Annotated in this window: 17 protein-coding genes; 4 read left to right on the top strand and 13 right to left on the bottom strand. The window is 67.0% G+C overall.

What is annotated here, in order from left to right:
* Positions 1–16: 16 nt before the first annotated feature.
* Both ACM1PE_RS24575 and ACM1PE_RS24570 read right to left on the bottom strand, forming a co-directional pair.
* Positions 17–1,009: a ketopantoate reductase family protein gene (locus ACM1PE_RS24575; RefSeq protein ID WP_419341247.1), complete on the bottom strand. Its 993-nt coding sequence runs from the start codon at positions 1,007–1,009 to the stop codon at positions 17–19.
* A 45-nt stretch (positions 1,010–1,054) separates the two neighbouring features.
* Positions 1,055–1,813: a class II aldolase/adducin family protein gene (locus ACM1PE_RS24570; protein WP_419341246.1), complete on the bottom strand. Its 759-nt coding sequence runs from the start codon at positions 1,811–1,813 to the stop codon at positions 1,055–1,057.
* A gap of 297 nt (positions 1,814–2,110) precedes the next feature.
* Between ACM1PE_RS24570 and ACM1PE_RS24565 the strand changes: the two genes are divergently transcribed.
* Positions 2,111–3,649, top strand: coding sequence for an AMP-binding protein (locus ACM1PE_RS24565; RefSeq protein ID WP_419341244.1), 1,539 nt, complete (start codon positions 2,111–2,113; stop codon positions 3,647–3,649).
* A 16-nt stretch (positions 3,650–3,665) separates the two neighbouring features.
* Here the strand turns inward: ACM1PE_RS24565 and ACM1PE_RS24560 are convergent, their stop codons facing one another.
* Together ACM1PE_RS24560 and ACM1PE_RS24555 are read right to left on the bottom strand one after the other, a co-directional pair.
* Positions 3,666–4,574 carry a LysR family transcriptional regulator gene (locus tag ACM1PE_RS24560; protein ID WP_059371207.1) on the bottom strand — a complete coding sequence of 303 codons (909 nt, stop codon included), beginning with the start codon at positions 4,572–4,574 and terminating at the stop codon, positions 3,666–3,668.
* A 71-nt stretch (positions 4,575–4,645) separates the two neighbouring features.
* The gene (locus ACM1PE_RS24555; RefSeq protein WP_118931552.1) at positions 4,646–5,539 is read right to left on the bottom strand and encodes a LysR family transcriptional regulator; all 894 of its coding nucleotides are present in this window, start codon (positions 5,537–5,539) and stop codon (positions 4,646–4,648) included.
* A 102-nt stretch (positions 5,540–5,641) separates the two neighbouring features.
* On the opposite strand from ACM1PE_RS24555, the gene ACM1PE_RS24550 reads away from it, so the two are divergent.
* The 3 genes from ACM1PE_RS24550 to ACM1PE_RS24540 all read left to right on the top strand — a co-directional run bounded on the left by ACM1PE_RS24550 (position 5,642) and on the right by ACM1PE_RS24540 (position 8,930).
* Positions 5,642–6,250, top strand: coding sequence for an NAD(P)H-dependent oxidoreductase (locus ACM1PE_RS24550; protein ID WP_419341242.1), 609 nt, complete (start codon positions 5,642–5,644; stop codon positions 6,248–6,250).
* Between the two features lie 36 nt (positions 6,251–6,286).
* Positions 6,287–7,300: an NADP-dependent oxidoreductase gene (locus ACM1PE_RS24545; RefSeq protein WP_419341240.1), complete on the top strand. Its 1,014-nt coding sequence runs from the start codon at positions 6,287–6,289 to the stop codon at positions 7,298–7,300.
* A 103-nt stretch (positions 7,301–7,403) separates the two neighbouring features.
* Positions 7,404–8,930 carry an argininosuccinate lyase gene (locus tag ACM1PE_RS24540; RefSeq protein ID WP_419341238.1) on the top strand — a complete coding sequence of 509 codons (1,527 nt, stop codon included), beginning with the start codon at positions 7,404–7,406 and terminating at the stop codon, positions 8,928–8,930.
* A 45-nt stretch (positions 8,931–8,975) separates the two neighbouring features.
* Here ACM1PE_RS24540 and ACM1PE_RS24535 read toward each other — a convergent pair whose 3' ends face one another.
* From ACM1PE_RS24535 to ccmC, 9 genes are all read right to left on the bottom strand, one after another.
* Positions 8,976–11,456 carry a heavy metal translocating P-type ATPase gene (locus ACM1PE_RS24535; RefSeq protein WP_419341236.1) on the bottom strand — a complete coding sequence of 827 codons (2,481 nt, stop codon included), beginning with the start codon at positions 11,454–11,456 and terminating at the stop codon, positions 8,976–8,978.
* A 102-nt stretch (positions 11,457–11,558) separates the two neighbouring features.
* Positions 11,559–12,293 carry a cytochrome c biogenesis CcdA family protein gene (locus ACM1PE_RS24530; RefSeq protein ID WP_419341234.1) on the bottom strand — a complete coding sequence of 245 codons (735 nt, stop codon included), beginning with the start codon at positions 12,291–12,293 and terminating at the stop codon, positions 11,559–11,561.
* A gap of 15 nt (positions 12,294–12,308) precedes the next feature.
* Positions 12,309–13,163: a c-type cytochrome biogenesis protein CcmI gene (gene ccmI / locus ACM1PE_RS24525; protein WP_419341232.1), complete on the bottom strand. Its 855-nt coding sequence runs from the start codon at positions 13,161–13,163 to the stop codon at positions 12,309–12,311.
* A complete protein-coding gene (locus ACM1PE_RS24520; protein WP_419341231.1) occupies positions 13,160–13,618 on the bottom strand; it encodes a cytochrome c-type biogenesis protein in 459 nt (152 codons plus the stop codon). Before ACM1PE_RS24520 ends, ccmI begins: the two co-directional genes overlap by 4 nt.
* A complete protein-coding gene (locus ACM1PE_RS24515) occupies positions 13,615–14,136 on the bottom strand; it encodes a DsbE family thiol:disulfide interchange protein (protein WP_251879021.1) in 522 nt (173 codons plus the stop codon). The genes ACM1PE_RS24520 and ACM1PE_RS24515 overlap by 4 nt, the downstream gene beginning before the upstream one ends.
* Positions 14,133–16,109: a heme lyase CcmF/NrfE family subunit gene (locus ACM1PE_RS24510; protein ID WP_419341230.1), complete on the bottom strand. Its 1,977-nt coding sequence runs from the start codon at positions 16,107–16,109 to the stop codon at positions 14,133–14,135. The genes ACM1PE_RS24515 and ACM1PE_RS24510 overlap by 4 nt, the downstream gene beginning before the upstream one ends.
* On the bottom strand, positions 16,106–16,573 hold the full coding sequence (ccmE, locus tag ACM1PE_RS24505; protein WP_251879025.1) for a cytochrome c maturation protein CcmE: 468 nt from the start codon (positions 16,571–16,573) through the stop codon (positions 16,106–16,108). Before ccmE ends, ACM1PE_RS24510 begins: the two co-directional genes overlap by 4 nt.
* The gene (ccmD, locus tag ACM1PE_RS24500; RefSeq protein WP_316253428.1) at positions 16,566–16,748 is read right to left on the bottom strand and encodes a heme exporter protein CcmD; all 183 of its coding nucleotides are present in this window, start codon (positions 16,746–16,748) and stop codon (positions 16,566–16,568) included. The genes ccmE and ccmD overlap by 8 nt, the downstream gene beginning before the upstream one ends.
* The gene (gene ccmC / locus ACM1PE_RS24495; RefSeq protein ID WP_059371219.1) at positions 16,745–17,479 is read right to left on the bottom strand and encodes a heme ABC transporter permease CcmC; all 735 of its coding nucleotides are present in this window, start codon (positions 17,477–17,479) and stop codon (positions 16,745–16,747) included. The genes ccmD and ccmC overlap by 4 nt, the downstream gene beginning before the upstream one ends.
* Between the last annotated feature and the right edge of the window lies 1 nt (position 17,480).

Below are 17,480 nucleotides of genomic sequence, written 5' to 3'. Positions count from 1 at the left end.
TTTCTAGGTGGGGTGTTCAGATGGCGCCTGCGCTGAGGTTCCGGTGCCGGATCAATCCCCAGACCGTGTTGGCGTGGGGCATGTCCAGGTTCAGCTTTGCTGCGATCTCGATCATGGCGCCGACGATGGCGTCGATTTCCAACGGCTTGTTTTGCAGCGCGTCCTGCAACATCGAGGTCTGGGCGGCGCCCGCGCTGGCGGCTGCCTGCATGCGTTGCTCGACCGTCACCGGCAGCGCAAGCCCGAGCGCCTGGCCCAGCGCCAGGTACTCGCCCAGCATGGCGCGCGCCAGTTTGCCGAGATGGGGATCGCGAACCATGGCCTCCATGGTGGCGTGGGCCAGCACGCTCAAGGGGTTAAAGGTGGCATTGCCCATCGCCTTGACCCAGACCGCTTGGTGGATGTCGCCGCTGACCTCGCATTGCAGGCCTGAAGCGTGCAACAGTCCGGCGAGCCGGTCGGCCCGCGCAGACCTGGAGCCGTCCGGTTCGCCGAGTATGAGAGTGTTGCGTGCGTTCTGGGCCGTGATGCCAGGCGCGGTGGCGTTCGCTGCGATGTACACCACGGCGCCCAGCACCCGCTCCAATGGCAGCGCTTGCCAGAGGGCACCGCGGCCATCCACCGTTTGCAGCGGCATGTTGCCCAGCGGGCTGTCCAGCGTGGGCAGATACCACCAGGGGATGCCGTTTACGGCCGGCACCACGGCGCCTTGCGGCGCCAGCATCGGCGCCAGGTGCGCGGCGATATCGTCCAGCGCCTGTTGCTTGACCGCAAGAATCAGGTAGTCCGCGCCGCGCACCTGACGCGGATCGTCGGTGGCGCGCACCGGGTAGTGGCGCGTGGCGCCGTCAGCCGTCAAGCCGACGCCATGTTGCCGCAGGGCGGCCAGCGTTTGTCCGCGGGCGATCATGGTCACCTCGCAGCCAGCCTGGGCCAGGCGCGCGGCGAGCAGACAGCCGATCGCGCCCGCACCATATACCGCGACGCGGCATTGATGAGCATCTTCCATTTCTACTCTACGAAAAGTGGCCGCCAGGGGGCGGCGCGGTTGCCGCTATTCCTGGTATTCGGGCCGGATGCGTTGCAGCAGCCGGAGCAGGGGAGGCCAGTGCTTGTGGCGGGACGGACGGTCGAGGCGGTCGAACTGGCGGCCGACCTTCTCGGCAACTGCGGCGCAGGGTGTTACAAGCGGCAGGCCGCCGGCCAGTGCCGCGACCTGCGCCTGGCAGGCGCGCTCCAGATAGAACATGGCGTCGAAGGCGTCTGGCACGCTGGCGCCGCAGACCAGCAGGCCGTGATTGCGCAGGATCATCGCGCTGTGGGGGCCGAGATCGGCGATCAGGCGCTGCTGTTCGTCCATGTCGAGCGCGACGCCTTCGTAGTCGTGGTAGCCGATGCGGTTGTGAAAGCGCATGGCATGCTGCGAAATCATGAGCAGGCCGGCCTCTTGCGCGGATACCGCGATGCCGGCTGCGGTATGCGTATGCATGACGCAGGCCGCGTCGTGGCGGACGCGATGGATGGCGCTATGGATGACGAAGCCGGCGGGGTTGATGCCCAGGCCGGTCTGGTCCAGCAGGATGCCGCCGTCTATGTCCACCTTGACCAGGTTGGACGCGGTGATTTCGTTGAACATCAGCCCGTAGGCATTGATCAGGAAGTGCGGCTGGGCGCCGGGAACCCTCGCCGAGATATGCGTATAGATGTGGTCGGTCATACGCATTTCGACAGCCAGGTTATAGGCTGCGGCGAGGTCTACGCGCACTGCCCATTCCTCGGCCGAAACCTGGTCCTTGATCGATGCCTCTTGCACGGCAGCTCCTCCAGTTTTGCATTCTTCTTGGTCTGGCCGGCGCTTCTGCTGCGTGGCCTCTTTGAACCGGAGTATAGGTTTTCCGACAGCTGGCGACTAAGCAAACGTTTTGATGGAAAAGCATAAATCCCATCAATCATTCAGCCTTGCCGGCATGCATGAAAAACCTTGATGGATATGCATAAAAACGTTTAGCTAGTGCCGCGAAATGCCGCTACCTATACTGATTTTCCTACTCATGGGCGCAGCCGCAAGGAGCCGGCGCGCCGTTGAAAAATCAGAATAGCCGGAGGCTGGATGGACGCAGCAGGAAACCGCGGGATCACGGATTTGCTCGATGAACAGGCGCTGTGCCACGGGCATAAGCTGGCGATCGTGCATGAGTACCAGAACGGCGACATCAGCCAGATGAGCTTCATCCAGTTGCGCGAGGCGGCCCGCGCATTCGCCGCGGGCTTGCAGGCGCGCGGCGTGCAGCCGGGCGACCGCGTATTCGTTTTCATGGGCAACACCGCAGAGTACGTGCCGCTGTGGATGGGCCTGATGCTGGCGGGCGCCGTCATCGTGGCCGGCAACATCCATCTCACTGCGCCGGAAGTAGCCTATCAGCTTGAGCATTGTCAGCCCGCGCTGGCGCTGGTCGAGCCCGCGCACGAAGCGTTGATCCGCGAAGTCCGCGACGCGATGGATCAAGGCCCGGAAATCGTGCCGGTGGCGCGCGGCAGCCTGGGGCCGGAAGGCGTGAGCGGCGCGCTGGCTGCGACGTCCGCGGATTACCGCGAGCCCGAGCTATGCAGCGACGACCTTGCGCAGATCCTGTACACGTCGGGTACTTCGGCGCGGCCCAAGGGGGTGATGCTCACGCACGCCAACCTGCTCTGGTGTGGCCAGGCGGGCGCGGCCAACAGCGGCATAGGCCGCGCTGACCGCGTGTTCAACAACAAGCCGCTGTTCCACGCCAACTGCCAGGAAACCGTGCTGTCCTGCCTGACCGCGGGCGCCACCGCGGTGATCGGGGAACGCTATAGCGCCACGCGCTACCTGCGCCAGCTCATCGAACACCGCATCACGATATGCAGCCTGTCCGGCATGCTGTGCCGCACCTTGCTGAACCAGCCGCCCACGCCTTTCGATACGGCGCATCAGGTGCGGTACGCGGGCTATGCCATCAATATTTCGGAAGCCGAGATCGCGGCGTTCATCGAGCGTTTCCGTATCCCGTTGCGCAACGGCTACGGGCAGTCCGAGACCATGCTTTACATCACCTTGCAGCCCCATGCCTCGCCCTCGGCCTATCCGTCCATCGGGCGCGCCACGCCCGACCGCGAAGTGTTCGTGGTCGACGACGACAACCGGCCGGTGGCCGTGGGCGCAGTCGGCGAGATCGTGGTGCGCGGACGTCCTGGGCGCACGCTGACCCTGGGCTACTACCGCGACCCGGCGGCGACGCAGGCCGTGTTCGAGGGCGGCTGGCTGCACACGGGGGACCTCGGCTACCAGGATGCCAAGGGCAACTTCTTTTTCTTCGGCCGCAAGAAGGAAGTGATCAAGCGGGCTGGCGAGAACATCTCGGCGGCGGAGGTGGAAGAGGCCTTGATGGGGCATCCCGCCGTGCGCGACGTGGCCGTGGTGGGCATACCCGATCCGGTGCGCGACCAGTCGGTCAAGGCTTTCGTCGTGCTGCACGCCGGGCACCAGGCGGATGCGGATGCCATCAAGACCTATTGCGCCGGGCGGCTCGCATATTTCAAGGTACCCGAGCACGTGCAGTTCATGACTGAGTTGCCGCGCAACGCCAGCGGCAAAGTGCAGAAGCGCGCGCTGCTCGACGCCTGAACGCGGCCGCGAGTCATCAGGCGTGGCCGGTAGCCGCCTTGCCCAGGCGGGCAAGGGCTTCGGCGACCTGATGGACGACGGACTGGCCCTGGTTGCGGTGGATGGCGATGGTGAACTCCAGCGTCAGCGGCGTCTGCGCCGGGTCCACCAGCACCAGAGTGCCGGCGCGAACTTGTTCGGCCACCATCATTTCCGGCAACTGCGCGATGCCGCCGCCCGCCTCGACGACTTCGATCAGGCTGTTCAGGCGATTGCAACTGCAGATGTTGTCCAGGTTGGCTCCCATGTCGCGCAGCTCGTCCTGCGCCGGTCCGAAGAAACCCGACGGGCGCGATACGCACCACAGCGGCTCGGTTTGCAGTAGCGATTGCATGGTGCGAGGCTGGCCTTCAGCGTTGCTCAGCAGCCGGGACGAGACCATCCACGACATGCGGGTCGTACCCAGCGACTCGCAGATGAACTGGTCGTCGCGCAGATGATTGGCCATGATCGCGATGTCCAGCGCGCCGGACGTCAGGTGCTCCTGCAGCTTGACCGCGAGGTCCAGCTCGATCTCGTAGGAAACGCGCGGCAGGGCGCGGCGCAGCTCGGGCACCACGCGTGAAAACCAGGTCATGGAAATCTCGCCCATGCCGATGCGCACCGTGCCGGCAGCGTTATTGACGGCCTCCGCGTCGGTGAAGGCGTCTTCCACTGCCAGCAGCAGCGGTTCCACGCGTTCGACGAAACGGCGCGCGGGCACCGTAAGTTCCAGCCGGCGGCCGCGCTTCTCGAAGAGAGGAAAGCCCAGCGACTGCTCCAGCTCCTTCATGCGCGCCGAGACGGCGGGTTGGGAAGTGTGCAGCCGTTCGGCTGCGGCGCGGAAACTGCCCAGCTTGGCGATCTGGCACAGGGTTTCGGCGTTGGTCAGATTCGGACGGGGCATGGGCGCATGGTGTGGTTTTTGGGCGGTATGTTAAGGCCAAAGGACGCGGACGGGCTGCCCGCGCCGCGGTTTCATTCGGATTTCTGGCTCTCCTCGCGCAGTATCTGGCCCAGGCGGCGCGCGCCAGGTCCTGCTGCGTCGGGATCGGGGTAGACCAGGTACAGCGCGCCCCAGCGCTGCGCGCCATCCAGCAGCGGCAGCGGCTTCAATTCGCCCGAGGCCAACTGTTCGCGGATCCAGTCCTGCGGATACCACGCGAAGCCCATGCCCATGCACGCCGCGCGTATCGACGTGCTCTTGTGGCTGACGGTGATGCGCTGCTCGGCGACGTCCCAGACACTGGGCCGCACGCGCTGGCGGCCGCTGTCGCGGATCACCAGATGGCGATGCGCCTTGAGGTCTTCGAGCGACAGCGGACGGTTCATCTGGTGCAGGGGATGCGACGGCGCGGCCGCCGCGATCGCGCAATAGCGCAGCAGCGCGTCGCCGACATGGCCGGCCGGAATGTGGTCGGCGCAGATGGCGAGGTCGGCCTCGCCCGATAGCAACAGTTCATCCGTGCCGCCGACCACTGATTCGTGAAGTTCGATGCGTGTCTCGGGGAACTCGCCGGCAATCCTGTCCAGGCAGCGCAACAGCAGGTCCGTCGGAAACAGGCTTTCCACGGCCAGCGTCAGCATCTGCTCCCGTCCCTTGGCCAGATTGGCCGCCGCCCGTTCCAGGCGTTGGGCCTCGCCCACAAGCGACTTGCCGCGCCGGTAGAGGATCTTGCCGTCGTCCGTGAGCAAGGCCTTGCGTCCGTCCATGGCGAACACGGCCACGCCCAGCCGCTCCTCGATCTGGCGGATCGCGTAGCTGATGGTCGACTGCGATTTGCTGAGCGCGTCGGCGGCCTGGGCATAGCCGCCCGCGTCCACCACGGCGACCAGGGCCTGCCATTGCTCCAGCGAAATCCGAGGCGGCATATATATCTACCGGTTAGATAGGTTTTAACGAAATATTGAACTATTTTATCTGATGGGTAGATGATTCAATGGCTCATCGTCATCGCGACACAAAGGGCCAACATGAACATCCTGGTTATCGCCGCCAGCGCGCCTGCTGGCTCTTACTCCGCCACGCTTGCCGAGCGCTACGTGGCCGGCGTCCAGGCTGGCGGCCGGGCCCGCGTCGTCTGGGCGGACCTGGACGCGGAGTCCTTCGACCCGCGCATGACCGCGGCCGACCTGGCCTTCTATCGCGGCAACGGCAACTTGCCCGGCGACGCGCGGCGTGAGCAATTGCGGGTGGAGGCCGCCGACCTGATCGTGCTGGCGTTCCCGGTCTACTGGTGGAGCATGCCGGCGCTGGTCAAGGGCTGGATCGATCGCGTGTTCACCAAGGGATGGGCTTTCGGCGTCGGCGACGGGCAGCCCGGCCGGCTGGCCGGAAAGCGCGTGCGCCTGATCGCGACCGGCGGCGCCGGCGCGCAAGCCTATGACGGACACGGCTACCGCGCCGCGATTGCAACGCAGATCGAACACGGGGTCTTCCATTACAGCGGCGTGAGCGATGTGCGCACGCACCTGTTTCTTGATGTCGAGAGCGGTGACGACGAGGCGCGCGTGCGCGGCCTGTCGGATGCGCACGCGCTCGGCTTGTCGTACGCGGCGCCTGGCTCACGAGCCGCGCGCTGACCCTTTCTCTTCCTACTCTTTTCAATGAGGTCCGCCATGTCCATCGCCACCCGGGAAATCCACTTGAAGCATCGCCCCACGGGGCTGCCCACGCCAGCCGACTTCGCGCTGGTCGAAACAACGCTGCCCGCGCCCAAGCCGGGGCAGATCCTGGTCCGCAATCTGTGGATGTCGGTAGATCCGTACATGCGCGGCCGCATGGATGAACGCAAGAGCTACATCGATCCGTTCGCGCTGGATCAGGTGATGGACGGCGCGGCGGTCGGCGTGGTCGAGCAGAGCGCCGATCCGCGCTTCGCTACAGGCGACCGCGTGGTGCATTTCGCCGGGTGGCGCGAGCACGCGCTGATCGACGCGGCGCACGCCACCCCTGTCGCCGACGACGGCATTCCCTTGCAGACCTATCTGGGCGCGCTGGGCTTTCCGGGCTTGACGGCCTACGTGGGGCTGACGCGGATCGCCAACGCGCAAGCAGGCGAGACCATTTTCGTGTCCGCAGCCAGCGGCGCGGTCGGCAGCGTGGTGGTCCAGATGGCCAAGCGGATGGGGTTGCGCGTGGTGGCGTCCGCGGGGTCGGAGGACAAGGCGCGCTGGCTGCGCGACGTGGCCGGGGCCGACGCGGTCATCGACTACCGCAACGCGCCTGACCTGACCGCGGCGCTGGCGCAGGCCGCGCCGCAGGGCATCGACATCTATTTCGACAACGTTGGCGGCGACCACCTGGACAGCGCGCTGGCGCTGGCTCGCGATCACGCGCGTTTCGTGTTGTGCGGCATGATCTCGGGCTACAACGAGGGCAAGCCGGCCGTCGGCGTGCGCAACCTGTTTTCGGCCATTGAAAAGTGCATCAAGCTGCAGGGCCTGATCGCATCCGATCACATTGACGTACTGCCGGAATTCATTCCCCGGATGAGCGCGTGGATCAAGGCCGGACAGGTGCAGCTGCGGGAAACGGTGGTGGATGGGCTGGAGCGTGCGCCCGAGGCCTTCATCGGGCTGTTCAAGGGCGCCAACACGGGAAAGATGCTGGTCAGGCTGACCAAGTCCTGAAGATCCTGCCGGCACATGCGGGCGGATGGCTCGGTGAAATCCGCCATTTCCCGCCGCCAGGCCCGCCGATACACTGGCCGCTCGCCATCCTAACGAGACAGCCATGAGACATCTACTTCCCGCCCTGGGCGCCGCGCTTGCCTTTACGCTCGGCGCGCAGGCATCGGCCCAGCAAGCCCAGCCCGCGGCCTCCGTGCCGCGCGATCCGTTCTTCTGGCTGGGCGAGATCAACAAGGCCACCGCCGTCATCAACACGGACGAGGGGCTGCTGGACAAGTCCATGGCGCCGCGACTGGCGGCCGGCGTGGCCAAGGTGATCAACGACGGCAACCAGCCCGGCGCCAAGCGGCCGGCCAGCGTCATTACCTTCGAGCCGCTGCTGATCAAGGCGGCGGGCGAGGACGTGACGCTGCTGCACGCGGGGCGCTCCAGCCAGGACATGCACGCGACCTACCGCAGCGCCATCCTGCGCGACAAGCTGCTGGACCTGGCGGCCCAGTTGAACGCCACCTCCACCACCCTGGTGGAACTGGCGGGCAAGCATGCCGCGACCATCGTGCCGAACTACACCAACGGCGTGGCCGCGCAGCCCAACAGCTATGGCCACTATCTGCTGGGGCAGGCCGCCGGCCTGGCGCGCGACGCCCAACGCATCCGCGAAGCCTATGTGCGCATCGACCGTTCGCCCATGGGTACGACGGTGCTCAACGGCACCAGCTGGCCGCTGGACCGCAAGCGCATGGCGCAATACCTGGGCTTTGCCGCGCTGGTCGACAACGCCTATGACGCCTCGCAGATCTCGTCCATGGATCAGCCCGTCGAAGTCGCGTCCATCGTCGCCAGCATCGCGCTGCGCACGGGCAATTTCGTCGAGGACGTGATGACGCAGTACGCCCAGCCGCGTCCCTGGATCCTGCTGGAAGAGGGCGGCGGCAATACCTACGTGTCCAGCGCCATGCCGCAGAAGCGTAATCCCGGCTTGCTCAACGACACCCGCAGCGATGCGTCCACCGCCGTGACGCTGGCCATGGGGCCGGTGGTGCAGACGCACAACATCACGCCCGGCATGAGCGACCCGAAGGACGTGAAGCAGAATTCCGCCATGGTGGACGCCGGCATTTCGGCGCTCAAGCGCTGGGACCGGGTGCTGAAAGCGATGGTTCTCAGCCCCGAGCGGGCGCTGGAGGAACTGAACAGCGACTGGACCGCCTCGCAGGAACTGGCCGACGTGCTGATGCGCAAGTACAAGCTGCCGTTCCGCGACGGCCACCACTTCGCGTCCGAGGTCGTCAGCTACGCCAAGACCAACAACATCAAGCCGCTGGACTTTCCGTACGAACAGGCGCGCCGCATCTATGCGGACGCCATGAAGGACTCGAAGTACGGCAACGAACTGCCGATGAGCGAGGCGGAGTTCCGCTCGACGCTGGACCCCGTGGCCATCGTCAAGAACCGCGCCACTTCGGGCGGTCCGCAGCCGGCGGAAATGGACCGCATGCTGAAGGAGGCGCGCGCGCAGCTGGCCGAGCAGGACGCCTGGATCAAGGCGCGCCGCGCCTACATCAATGATGCGCTGGCGGAGCTGGACAAGAAATTCGGCGCGCTGGTGGCCAGCGCGCCGAAGCAGTAGAACCAGCAGGAAGGGCGCTTCCTGGCGCCTGCCGGGAAGTCCCGCTCAGCCGCGGGCCGGGAAGGGCGCCGCGAAGCGGCGCAGCCGCAGCGCGTTGCTCAGGACGAACACGCTGGACAGGGCCATCGCGCCCGCCGCGAACACCGGCGACAGCAGGCTGCCATTGACCGGGTACAGCAGGCCCGCCGCTACCGGGATCAGCGCCACGTTGTAGGCGAAGGCCCAGAACAGGTTCTGCTTGATGTTGCGGATGGTGGCCTTGGACAGGGCGATGGCGTTGGGCACGCCGCCCAGGTCGCCCGACATCAGCACCACGTCGGCGGCTTCGATGGCGATGTCCGTGCCGGTGCCGATGGCCAGGCCCACGTCCGCTTCGGCCAGGGCCGGCGCGTCGTTGATGCCGTCGCCCACGTAGGCGATGGGGCCGTACTGCTGCTTCAGGCGCTGCACCGCCGCGACCTTGCCGTCGGGCAGCACTTCGGCGACGACTTCGTCGATGCCGAGCTGGCGGGCGATGGCTTCGCCGGTGCGGCGGTTGTCGCCGGTGATCATGGCGACCTTCAGGCCCAGGTCATGCAGGGCGCGAATGGCGGCGGCCGTGGTTTCCTTGATGGGGTCGGCCACGGCGATCATGGCGGCCAGCTTGCCGTTGATGGCAGCGTACAGCGGCGTCTTGCCTTCGTCGCCCAGGCGCGCGGCGTCCGAGCCGAAGGATTCGACGCTCAGGCCCAGTTCGCGCATGAAACGGTCGGCGCCGATCTCGACCAGGTCGCCGTCGACACGGGCGCTGACGCCAAAGCCGGTGATCGATTCGAATTGCGAGATCGTGCCCAGCGCGATGTTCTCGGCGCGCGCCGCGTCCACGATGGCTTGCGCGATCGGGTGTTCGGACTTGGCTTCGACGGTGGCGACCTTGCCCAGCACGGCGGCGCGTTCGAAGCCCGGCGCGACGATCAGGTCGGTCAGCTCGGGGCGGCCCTTGGTCAGCGTGCCGGTCTTGTCCACGGCCACGACCTGGGCGTCCTTCAGCGACTGCAGCGCTTCACCCTTGCGGAACAGCACGCCCATCTGCGCGGCGCGGCCCGTGCCCACCATGATGGAGGTCGGCGTTGCCAGGCCCATGGCGCAGGGGCAGGCGATGATCAGCACGGCCACGGCATTGACCAGCGCGAAGGTCAGGGCGGGTTCGGGGCCGAACGTCAGCCAGATGATGAAGGTCAGGACGGCGGCCGCCATGACGGCAGGCACGAACCACATCGTGATGCGGTCCACCAAGGCCTGGATCGGCAGCTTGGAGCCTTGCGCCTGTTCGACCATGCGGATGATTTGCGCCAGCAGCGTGTCGCCGCCGACCTTGGTGGCGCGGAACGTCAGCGCGCCATTCTGGTTGACGGTGCCGCCGACCACTTCGGAGCCGGGCTGCTTTTCGACCGGCACGGGTTCGCCGCTGATCATGGACTCGTCGATGTAGCTGTTGCCTTCCACGACCTCTCCGTCCACCGGGATGCGCTCGCCGGGGCGGACTTCGATCAGGTCGCCCGCCACCACTTCCTTGATGGCGAGTTCCAGCGTCGTGCCGTTACGCACGACGCGCGCGGTCTTGGCTTGCAGGCCGAGCAGGCGCTTGATGGCTTCGGACGTATTGCCCTTGGCGCGCGCCTCCATGTAGCGGCCCAGCAGGATCAGCGCCACGATGACCGCGGCGGCCTCGTAATAGACGTTGACGGTGCCGGCGGGCAGCAGTCCGGCCGCGAAGGTGGCGACCACCGAATAGGCATAGGCGGCGGAGGTGCCCACCGCGACGAGCGAGTTCATGTCGGGCGCGCCGCGCAGCAGCGCGGGGATGCCCTTCTTGAAGAAGCGCAGGCCGGGGCCGAACAGCACGATGCTGGCCAGCACGAATTGCAGGTACCAGCTGTTCTGCGTGCCAATGGTTTCGGCGATGACGTGGTGGAACGCCGGCACGATGTGCGCGCCCATTTCCAGGATGAACACGGGCAGCGCGAAGATCGTGGCCACGGTCAGGGCGCGCTTGAGCGACTTCAGTTCCGCGGCCTGGCGTTCGGCCACGGCGTCGGTGTCGCTGGCTTCGGCGGCCAGCGGCTTCGCTTCGTAGCCGGCCTTGGCCACGGCCTGGATCAGGGCGCTGGCGGGCACGCCGCCGGCTGCGGTGATGCTGGCGCGCTCGGTGGCGAGGTTGACGCTGGCGCTGCTGACGCCGGGCACCGCCTTCAGGGCTTTTTCGACGCGGCCCACGCACGAGGCGCAGGTCATGCCGGTGACCGACAGTTCGATCGTGGTTTCGGCGACGGCATAACCCGCCTTCTGCACCGCCTGCACGGCGGCGGCAACGTCCGGCGTGCCTGCAAACGTGATGTCGGCGCGTTCGGTCGCCAGGTTGACGCTGGCCTGGTTGACGCCCGGCACGGCCTTCAAGGCCTTTTCGACCCGGCCCACGCACGAGGCGCAGGTCATGCCTTCGATAGGCAGGCTGACCGCGACGCTGTCTGCTGGGATGGCACTCATATCCGCTCCTTGAAAACTTGGAATTTCCTGCTGATGGGTGTCACTATAAAGATTCCAATGATGTCAAGGTCAAGCGTTTGATCGGACGGGTTTTGACCTGGCTCAGCCCAGCCTGCCCAAGGCGGGGAAGGTCAGCAGCATCCAAATGGCGAAACGGGCCAATTGGCCGGTGGCGATGGCCCAGCCCATCACGATCAGGATCAGCCCGGTCAGGATCCGCAGGATCCGGCCGGCGCGTTTCAAACCCTGCATGCGGCGCAGGAAGGGGCTCATGAACCAGGCTGCGGCTAAAAAGGGGACGCCTAACCCCAGCGCGTAGACGCCCAGCAGGGCCACGCCCTGCCCCACGCTGGTTGACGCCGCGCCCAGCGCCAGGATGCCGGCCAGGATCGGGCCGATGCAAGGGGTCCAGCCGAAGCCGAACGCCAGGCCCAGAACAGCGGCGCTGCCGGGGCTGCCCTTGCCCGCCGGATCGAACCGGTAGTAGCGTTGGGCCCAGGCGGGCAGGCGCAGCACGCCCAGCAGCATCAGGCCCGCCAGCGCAATGATGGCGCCTGCGGCCAGGTTCAGTTCGTAGCGGTAGGACAGCAGCAGGCGGCTCAGCGCCGTGACGCTGGCGCCGAATATGACGAAGACGGCGGAGAAGCCGGCCACGAAGCAGGCCGCCAGCCCCAGCATGCGCCAGCGCAGCGTGCGGCCATCGTCCGCGGACGCGCCGGATCCGCCCGCGATGTAGGACAGGTAGCCTGGCACCAGCGGCAGCACGCAAGGCGACAGGAACGACGCGGTCCCCGCGATGAAGGCAGTGGCGAAACCGATGAGGGACAGGTCAAGCATGACGCGCCGCCGCGGTCATGGCGCCGCGCCTTCGCGCTGGCGCTCGCGGGCCAGCGCGATGCCCTCGTTGACCGTGCGCGCCATGTCGCTGCCGGCAGGCAGCCTGGCCAGCAGGCGCTGCCAGAAATCGATGGCTGCCGGGAAGTCGCGCTGGTCGAAGCGGCTTGCGCCCGCCAGCATCAGGGCCAACGGCTCCTCGGGGTTGAGGTCCAGCGCGCGCCGCAACAGCTGGTCAGGCTGCCCGCCGAAGCCCCTGTTGGCGCTGAGCACCAGGGATTCGGCGTATTCGGCCAGCGCTGCCGGGTTGTTGTCCACCACCGGCGCGGCCCGGGCAAAGGACTGGACCGCGTCGGCGTGCCTGCCGAAGTAGCGGTGGGACCGGGCCAGCATCAGCCATCCCTGATAGTCGTCGGGATTGGCGGCCAGCCGGGCCTCCAGTTTTGCCACCATGGCTTGGATGTCGGCGGCGGTGACTTGGGGCTGGGCGGCAGGCGCCGGGGGCGGCGCGATGGCGCCAGGATTGCCCAGGGCGACATAGACCAGTATGGCTGCCAGCGGCAGCGCGATGGCCAGGCTGGCGGGCAGCAGACGGCCGCGGCCGGGCGCGGGTGCATGCCCTTGCGTCTGGCTGGCTTCTTCCAGCGCCAGGCGCTGCAGTTCGGTGCGCGCTTCCACGAAGGCGTCTTGCGACAGGATGCCGTTTGCGCGGTCCCGTTCAAGTTCGTGCAGCTGGTCGCGCAGCACCGCCACGTTCGCCGCCCGGCGCTTGTCCGCGGCGCTGGCGGCGGGCGTGCGCCGCAACGCGGCGATCAACCATAGGGTCACGACGGCGGCCATCAAGGCGGCCGACAGATAGAAAAACTGCATCATGTTCCAGGTCCTTTTTCAGCGTCGATGCCGAGCAGGGCGTCGGCGGCTCGGCGCTCCGCAGGCGTCAGCGCGGGGCGGTGCTGGCGCAGCCTGCGCCGGCGCAAGGTCAGGGCCAGCGCGGCCAGCCCGGCGGCCAGCAGCGCGGCGGGGCCGAACCAGAGCAGCAGCGTGGAGGCTTTCAGGCGCGGCCGGTAGAGGATGAAGTCGCCGTACCTGGCCTCCATATAGGCCAGGATGTTGGCCTCGGACTTGCCGGCGTCCAGTTGCTGGCGGATCTGACGCCGCAGATCGACGGCGAGGTCGGCTCGCGAGGCGGCGATGGATTCGTTCTGGCAGACCAGGCAGCGCAGTTCCGAGGCGATCTCGGTGACGCGGCGGTCCTCGGGCGAGCCATGGGCGGCCGCGCCGTGGCCCAGCGCCAGCGAGAGCGCGAATACGCGCAGGAGTATCTTCATTGCAGCCCCCGGATCAGCGGAAGCAGGGTGTCGCGCAGGGATTCGCGCGTCACCGGGCCGATGTGCTTGTAGCGGATGGTCCCGGCCTGGTCGATGACGAAGGTCTCCGGCACGCCGTAGACGCCATAGTCGATGCCGACCTTGCCGTCGGTGTCGGACACGGAGGCCTCGTAGGAATCGCCGTTGCGCGCCAGCCAGGCGATGGCTTCGTCCCGTATGTCCTTGTAGTTCAAGCCTATGACAGGCACGCCGTGCTGCGATGACAACTCCTGGATATAGGGGTGTTCCGTCAGGCAGGCATAGCACCACGACGCCCAGACGTTCAACACCCAGACCCGGCCTTTCATGCTCTCAGGCGTGAAGGTCTTGCGGGGTTCATGCAGTTCGGGCAGGGCGAAAGCGGGCGCGGGCTTGTCGATAAGTGGAGACGGCACTTCGGACGGGTTGAGGGTCAGGCCTATTCCCAGAAAGAACACCAGCACCACGAAGCCCGCCAGGGGCCAGATGTAGCGGCTCATGGCCGGGCCTCCGCCGGCGCCTGCGGTACTGTGCGTTGCGGCTGCTTTTTTTCGCGGCGTTTCAGGCGGTAGCGCGGATCGCTGATCGCCAGCAGGCCGCCCAGGGCCATGAGGATGCAGCCGCCCCAGATCCAGTCCACGAAGGGCTTGTAGTACAGGCGCACGCTCCAGGCGTCTTGCTCCATGGGTTCGCCCAGGGCGACGTAGACGTGGCGCAGGCCGTTGGCGGCGATGGCCGCCTCCGTCATCGGCAGCGCCGAGGACGCATAGGTGCGTTTTTCGGGATGCAGGTCGCGCAGGCGCTTTTCGCCGCGGTAGAGCGCGAAGGTACCCATATCGGATTCGTAGTTCGGGCCGCGCACGCGTGCCACGCCCTTGAACTCGACGCGGTAGGAGGCCACCGGCGCGCTTTGCCCGGGTTGCAGCAGCAGATCCTGTTCGGTCTCGTAGCTGCCCACCAGCGCAACCCCGGCGACGAATACCGCCACGCCCAGATGAGCCAGATGCATGCCCAGCCAGCTGCGAGGCTGGCGCCACCAGCGGTCGCGGGTCGCGCGGATGCGCTTGGCCACGTCTGCGGCGATGGCGGCCGCCAACCACACGGCCAGTCCCAGCCCCAAGGCCGCGCCCGCGGACCAGCGGCCGAAGAGCAGGGGGGCGCCCGCGGCCGCCAGCACGGCCAGCAATGCGGGAATCGCAAGGCGCTTGAGCAGGCTGGCGGCATCGGCCGATTTCCAGTTGGCGATAGGCCCCACCGCCATGAGCAGCAGCGCGGGCACCATCAGCGGCACGAAGACCGCGTTGAAGTAGGGCGGTCCGACCGACAGCTTGCCCAGGCCCAGCGCGTCGATGATCAGCGGATACAGCGTACCCAGCAGCACGCTCGCGGCGGCAACCGCGAGCAGCACGTTGTTGACCAGCAAGAGCGACTCGCGCGATACGAACGCGAACTGGCCGCCGTGACCTATCCGGGGCGCGCGCAAGGCATACAGGAACAGGGAACTGCCGACCGTGACCGTGAACAGAGCCAGGATGAACACGCCGCGCGCCGAATCCGTGGCGAACGCGTGCACCGAGGTCAGCACGCCCGAGCGCACCAGGAACGCGCCCAGTAGCGCCAGCGAGAACGTGCCGATCGCCAGCAACACGGTCCAGCTCTTGAAGCTGCCGCGCTTCTCGGTCACGGCCAGCGAGTGGATCAGCGCCGTGCCGGCCAGCCAGGGGATGAAGGAGGCGTTTTCCACCGGGTCCCAGAACCACCAGCCGCCCCAGCCCAGCTCGTAGTAGGCCCACCAGCTGCCGACCGCGATGCCCAGGGTCAGGAACAGCCAGGCCGCCGTGGTCCAAGGCCGCGACCAGCGGGCCCAGACCGCGTCCAGATTGCCCGACAGCAGCGCGGCGATGGCGAACGCAAACGCCACCGAGAAGCCCACATAGCCCATGTATAGCAGCGGCGGGTGGAAGATCAGGCCGATGTCCTGCAGCAGCGTGTTCAGGTCCAGCCCGTCGGCCGGGGCCGGGACCAGGCGCTCGAACGGATTCGACGTCAGCAACACGAACAGCAGAAAACCCGCGCTGATCAAGCCCAGCACGCCCAGCACGCGCGCGACCATGGCGTCCGGCAATTGCCGCGACAGCAGGCTGACCGCGCAGGCCCAGCCGGTCTGCATGAACAGCCACAGCAGCAGCGAGCCTTCATGCCCGCCCCAGGTCGCCGCGATGCGGTAGAACAAGGGCAATTGGGAATTCGAGTTGTACGCCACATAGGCCACCGAATAGTCCTTGGCCGCGAACGACCAGACCAGCGCCGCAAGGCTGAAGGACACCAGCAGGAATTGGATCCGTGCGGCGGGCCGGGCAATGGCGATCCAGTCCGCACGGTCCAGGGCCGCGCCCCGCAGCGCGAGCGCGCCTTGCGCCAGTGCCACGAACAGCGTCAGGATCAGGGCGAAATGAGCGAGTTCCGGAATCATCGGGAGCGGGCCTCCTGGGGGGCGGTCTTCGGTGCGGCCTGCGATACGGCCTGATCGATCGCGTGCTGCGCCTCGGGCGGCATGTAGTTCTCGTCATGCTTGGCCAGCACTTCGTCGGCGCGGAACAGGCCATCGCCGTCCAGCCGGCCCTGCGCCACGACGCCCTTTCCTTCGCTGAACAGGTCCGGCAGGATGCCTTCATAGGCCACGGGGACGGTGTGGGCCGTGTCGGTCACGACGAAACGGACGGTCAGCGCGCCCGGCGTGCGCTGCACGCTGCCGGCTTCGACCATGCCGCCCACGCGGAAGGCGCGTCCTGCCGGCGCTTCGTTGTTGCTGACCTGGGTGGGCGTGTAGAAGAACACCAGATTGCTCTGGAAGGCGTTGAGCACCAGGGCGCTGGCCACGCCCACCGAAGCCAGGCCGCCCAGGGCCAGCCACAAGCGCCGCGTCCGCTTATTCATCGTTGTCCTCCCGCCGTTCAGCGGGGTGCGGCCCCGCCAGGATCGCGCGGCGGCGGCGCGCCAGCAGCAGCTGCTCGCTGCCCAGCAGGAACGCCGTCATCAGCAGCGATCCCCACACGTAAACCGCGTAACCGCCCATGGCGAGGAACTCGCCCAGACTGGACCAGTGCATCATTCGCTACTCCATTGTTCGCGGATCCAGGCCGCGTGCCGCTCGCGTTCGAGCACGATGCAGCGCAGGCGCGCCAGCGCCGTTGCGATGCTGTACATCCACGCGGCCAGGGACATCAGCAGCATGCCGGCGAGCATGATGCCGGCCATGCTGGGCGCTGCGGTCAGCGAGACCGAAGCGCCCTGGTGCAGGGTGCTCCACCATTGCACCGAGAAATAGATGATGGGAATGTTGACCACGCCGGCCAGCACCAGCACCGATCCGGCGCGGTCGGCACGCTGCGGATCGTCGATGGCGGCCTTCAACGCGATGTAGCCCGCGTACAGGAACAGCAGGATCAATTCCGAGGTCAGACGCGCGTCCCAGACCCACCAGGCGCCCCACATGGGCTTGCCCCACAGTGCGCCGGTCCACAGCGAAAGGAACGTGAACAGCGCGCCGGTGGGCGCCAGCGCGGCGATCATCATGGCCGACAGTCTGCTGTTGAAAACCAGGTGGATCAGCGCCCAGAACGCCATCACCAGATAAACGAACATCGACATCCAGGAGACCGGGACGTGGACGAAGATGATGCGGTAGCCCTGGCCCTGCTGAAAATCGGCAGGCGCGGCGATAAAGCCGATATAGAGGCCGGCCGCGGCCAGCAGGACCGCGGCCGTGGCGAACCAGGGGATCGCTTTTCCGGCCAGGGGATAGAAGGCCTTGGGCGAGGCATAGTGAAACCAGCGGATCATG

The sequence above is a fragment of the Achromobacter sp. PD1 genome (genome assembly GCF_048541815.1).
GTDB lineage: Bacteria > Pseudomonadota > Gammaproteobacteria > Burkholderiales > Burkholderiaceae_B > Achromobacter > Achromobacter bronchisepticus_A.
The sequence above is the reverse complement of the archived record's forward strand: the minus strand, read 5'-3'. Positions and strand labels throughout refer to the sequence as shown.

Excerpts from the sequence above, each read along its gene's own strand:
- ACM1PE_RS24575 (WP_419341247.1), bottom strand. The coding sequence starts at position 1,009 with ATGGAAGATGCTCATCAATGCCGCGTCGCGGTATATGGTGCGGGCGCG.
- ACM1PE_RS24565 (WP_419341244.1), top strand. The coding sequence starts at position 2,111 with ATGGACGCAGCAGGAAACCGCGGGATCACGGATTTGCTCGATGAACAG.
- ACM1PE_RS24560 (WP_059371207.1), bottom strand. The coding sequence starts at position 4,574 with ATGCCCCGTCCGAATCTGACCAACGCCGAAACCCTGTGCCAGATCGCC.
- ACM1PE_RS24555 (WP_118931552.1), bottom strand. The coding sequence starts at position 5,539 with ATGCCGCCTCGGATTTCGCTGGAGCAATGGCAGGCCCTGGTCGCCGTG.
- ACM1PE_RS24550 (WP_419341242.1), top strand. The coding sequence starts at position 5,642 with ATGAACATCCTGGTTATCGCCGCCAGCGCGCCTGCTGGCTCTTACTCC.
- ACM1PE_RS24545 (WP_419341240.1), top strand. The coding sequence starts at position 6,287 with ATGTCCATCGCCACCCGGGAAATCCACTTGAAGCATCGCCCCACGGGG.
- ACM1PE_RS24540 (WP_419341238.1), top strand. The coding sequence starts at position 7,404 with ATGAGACATCTACTTCCCGCCCTGGGCGCCGCGCTTGCCTTTACGCTC.
- ACM1PE_RS24535 (WP_419341236.1), bottom strand. The coding sequence starts at position 11,456 with ATGAGTGCCATCCCAGCAGACAGCGTCGCGGTCAGCCTGCCTATCGAA.
- ACM1PE_RS24530 (WP_419341234.1), bottom strand. The coding sequence starts at position 12,293 with ATGCTTGACCTGTCCCTCATCGGTTTCGCCACTGCCTTCATCGCGGGG.
- ccmI (WP_419341232.1), bottom strand. The coding sequence starts at position 13,163 with ATGATGCAGTTTTTCTATCTGTCGGCCGCCTTGATGGCCGCCGTCGTG.
- ACM1PE_RS24520 (WP_419341231.1), bottom strand. The coding sequence starts at position 13,618 with ATGAAGATACTCCTGCGCGTATTCGCGCTCTCGCTGGCGCTGGGCCAC.
- ACM1PE_RS24515 (WP_251879021.1), bottom strand. The coding sequence starts at position 14,136 with ATGAGCCGCTACATCTGGCCCCTGGCGGGCTTCGTGGTGCTGGTGTTC.
- ACM1PE_RS24510 (WP_419341230.1), bottom strand. The coding sequence starts at position 16,109 with ATGATTCCGGAACTCGCTCATTTCGCCCTGATCCTGACGCTGTTCGTG.
- ccmE (WP_251879025.1), bottom strand. The coding sequence starts at position 16,573 with ATGAATAAGCGGACGCGGCGCTTGTGGCTGGCCCTGGGCGGCCTGGCT.
- ccmD (WP_316253428.1), bottom strand. The coding sequence starts at position 16,748 with ATGATGCACTGGTCCAGTCTGGGCGAGTTCCTCGCCATGGGCGGTTAC.
- ccmC (WP_059371219.1), bottom strand. The coding sequence starts at position 17,479 with ATGATCCGCTGGTTTCACTATGCCTCGCCCAAGGCCTTCTATCCCCTG.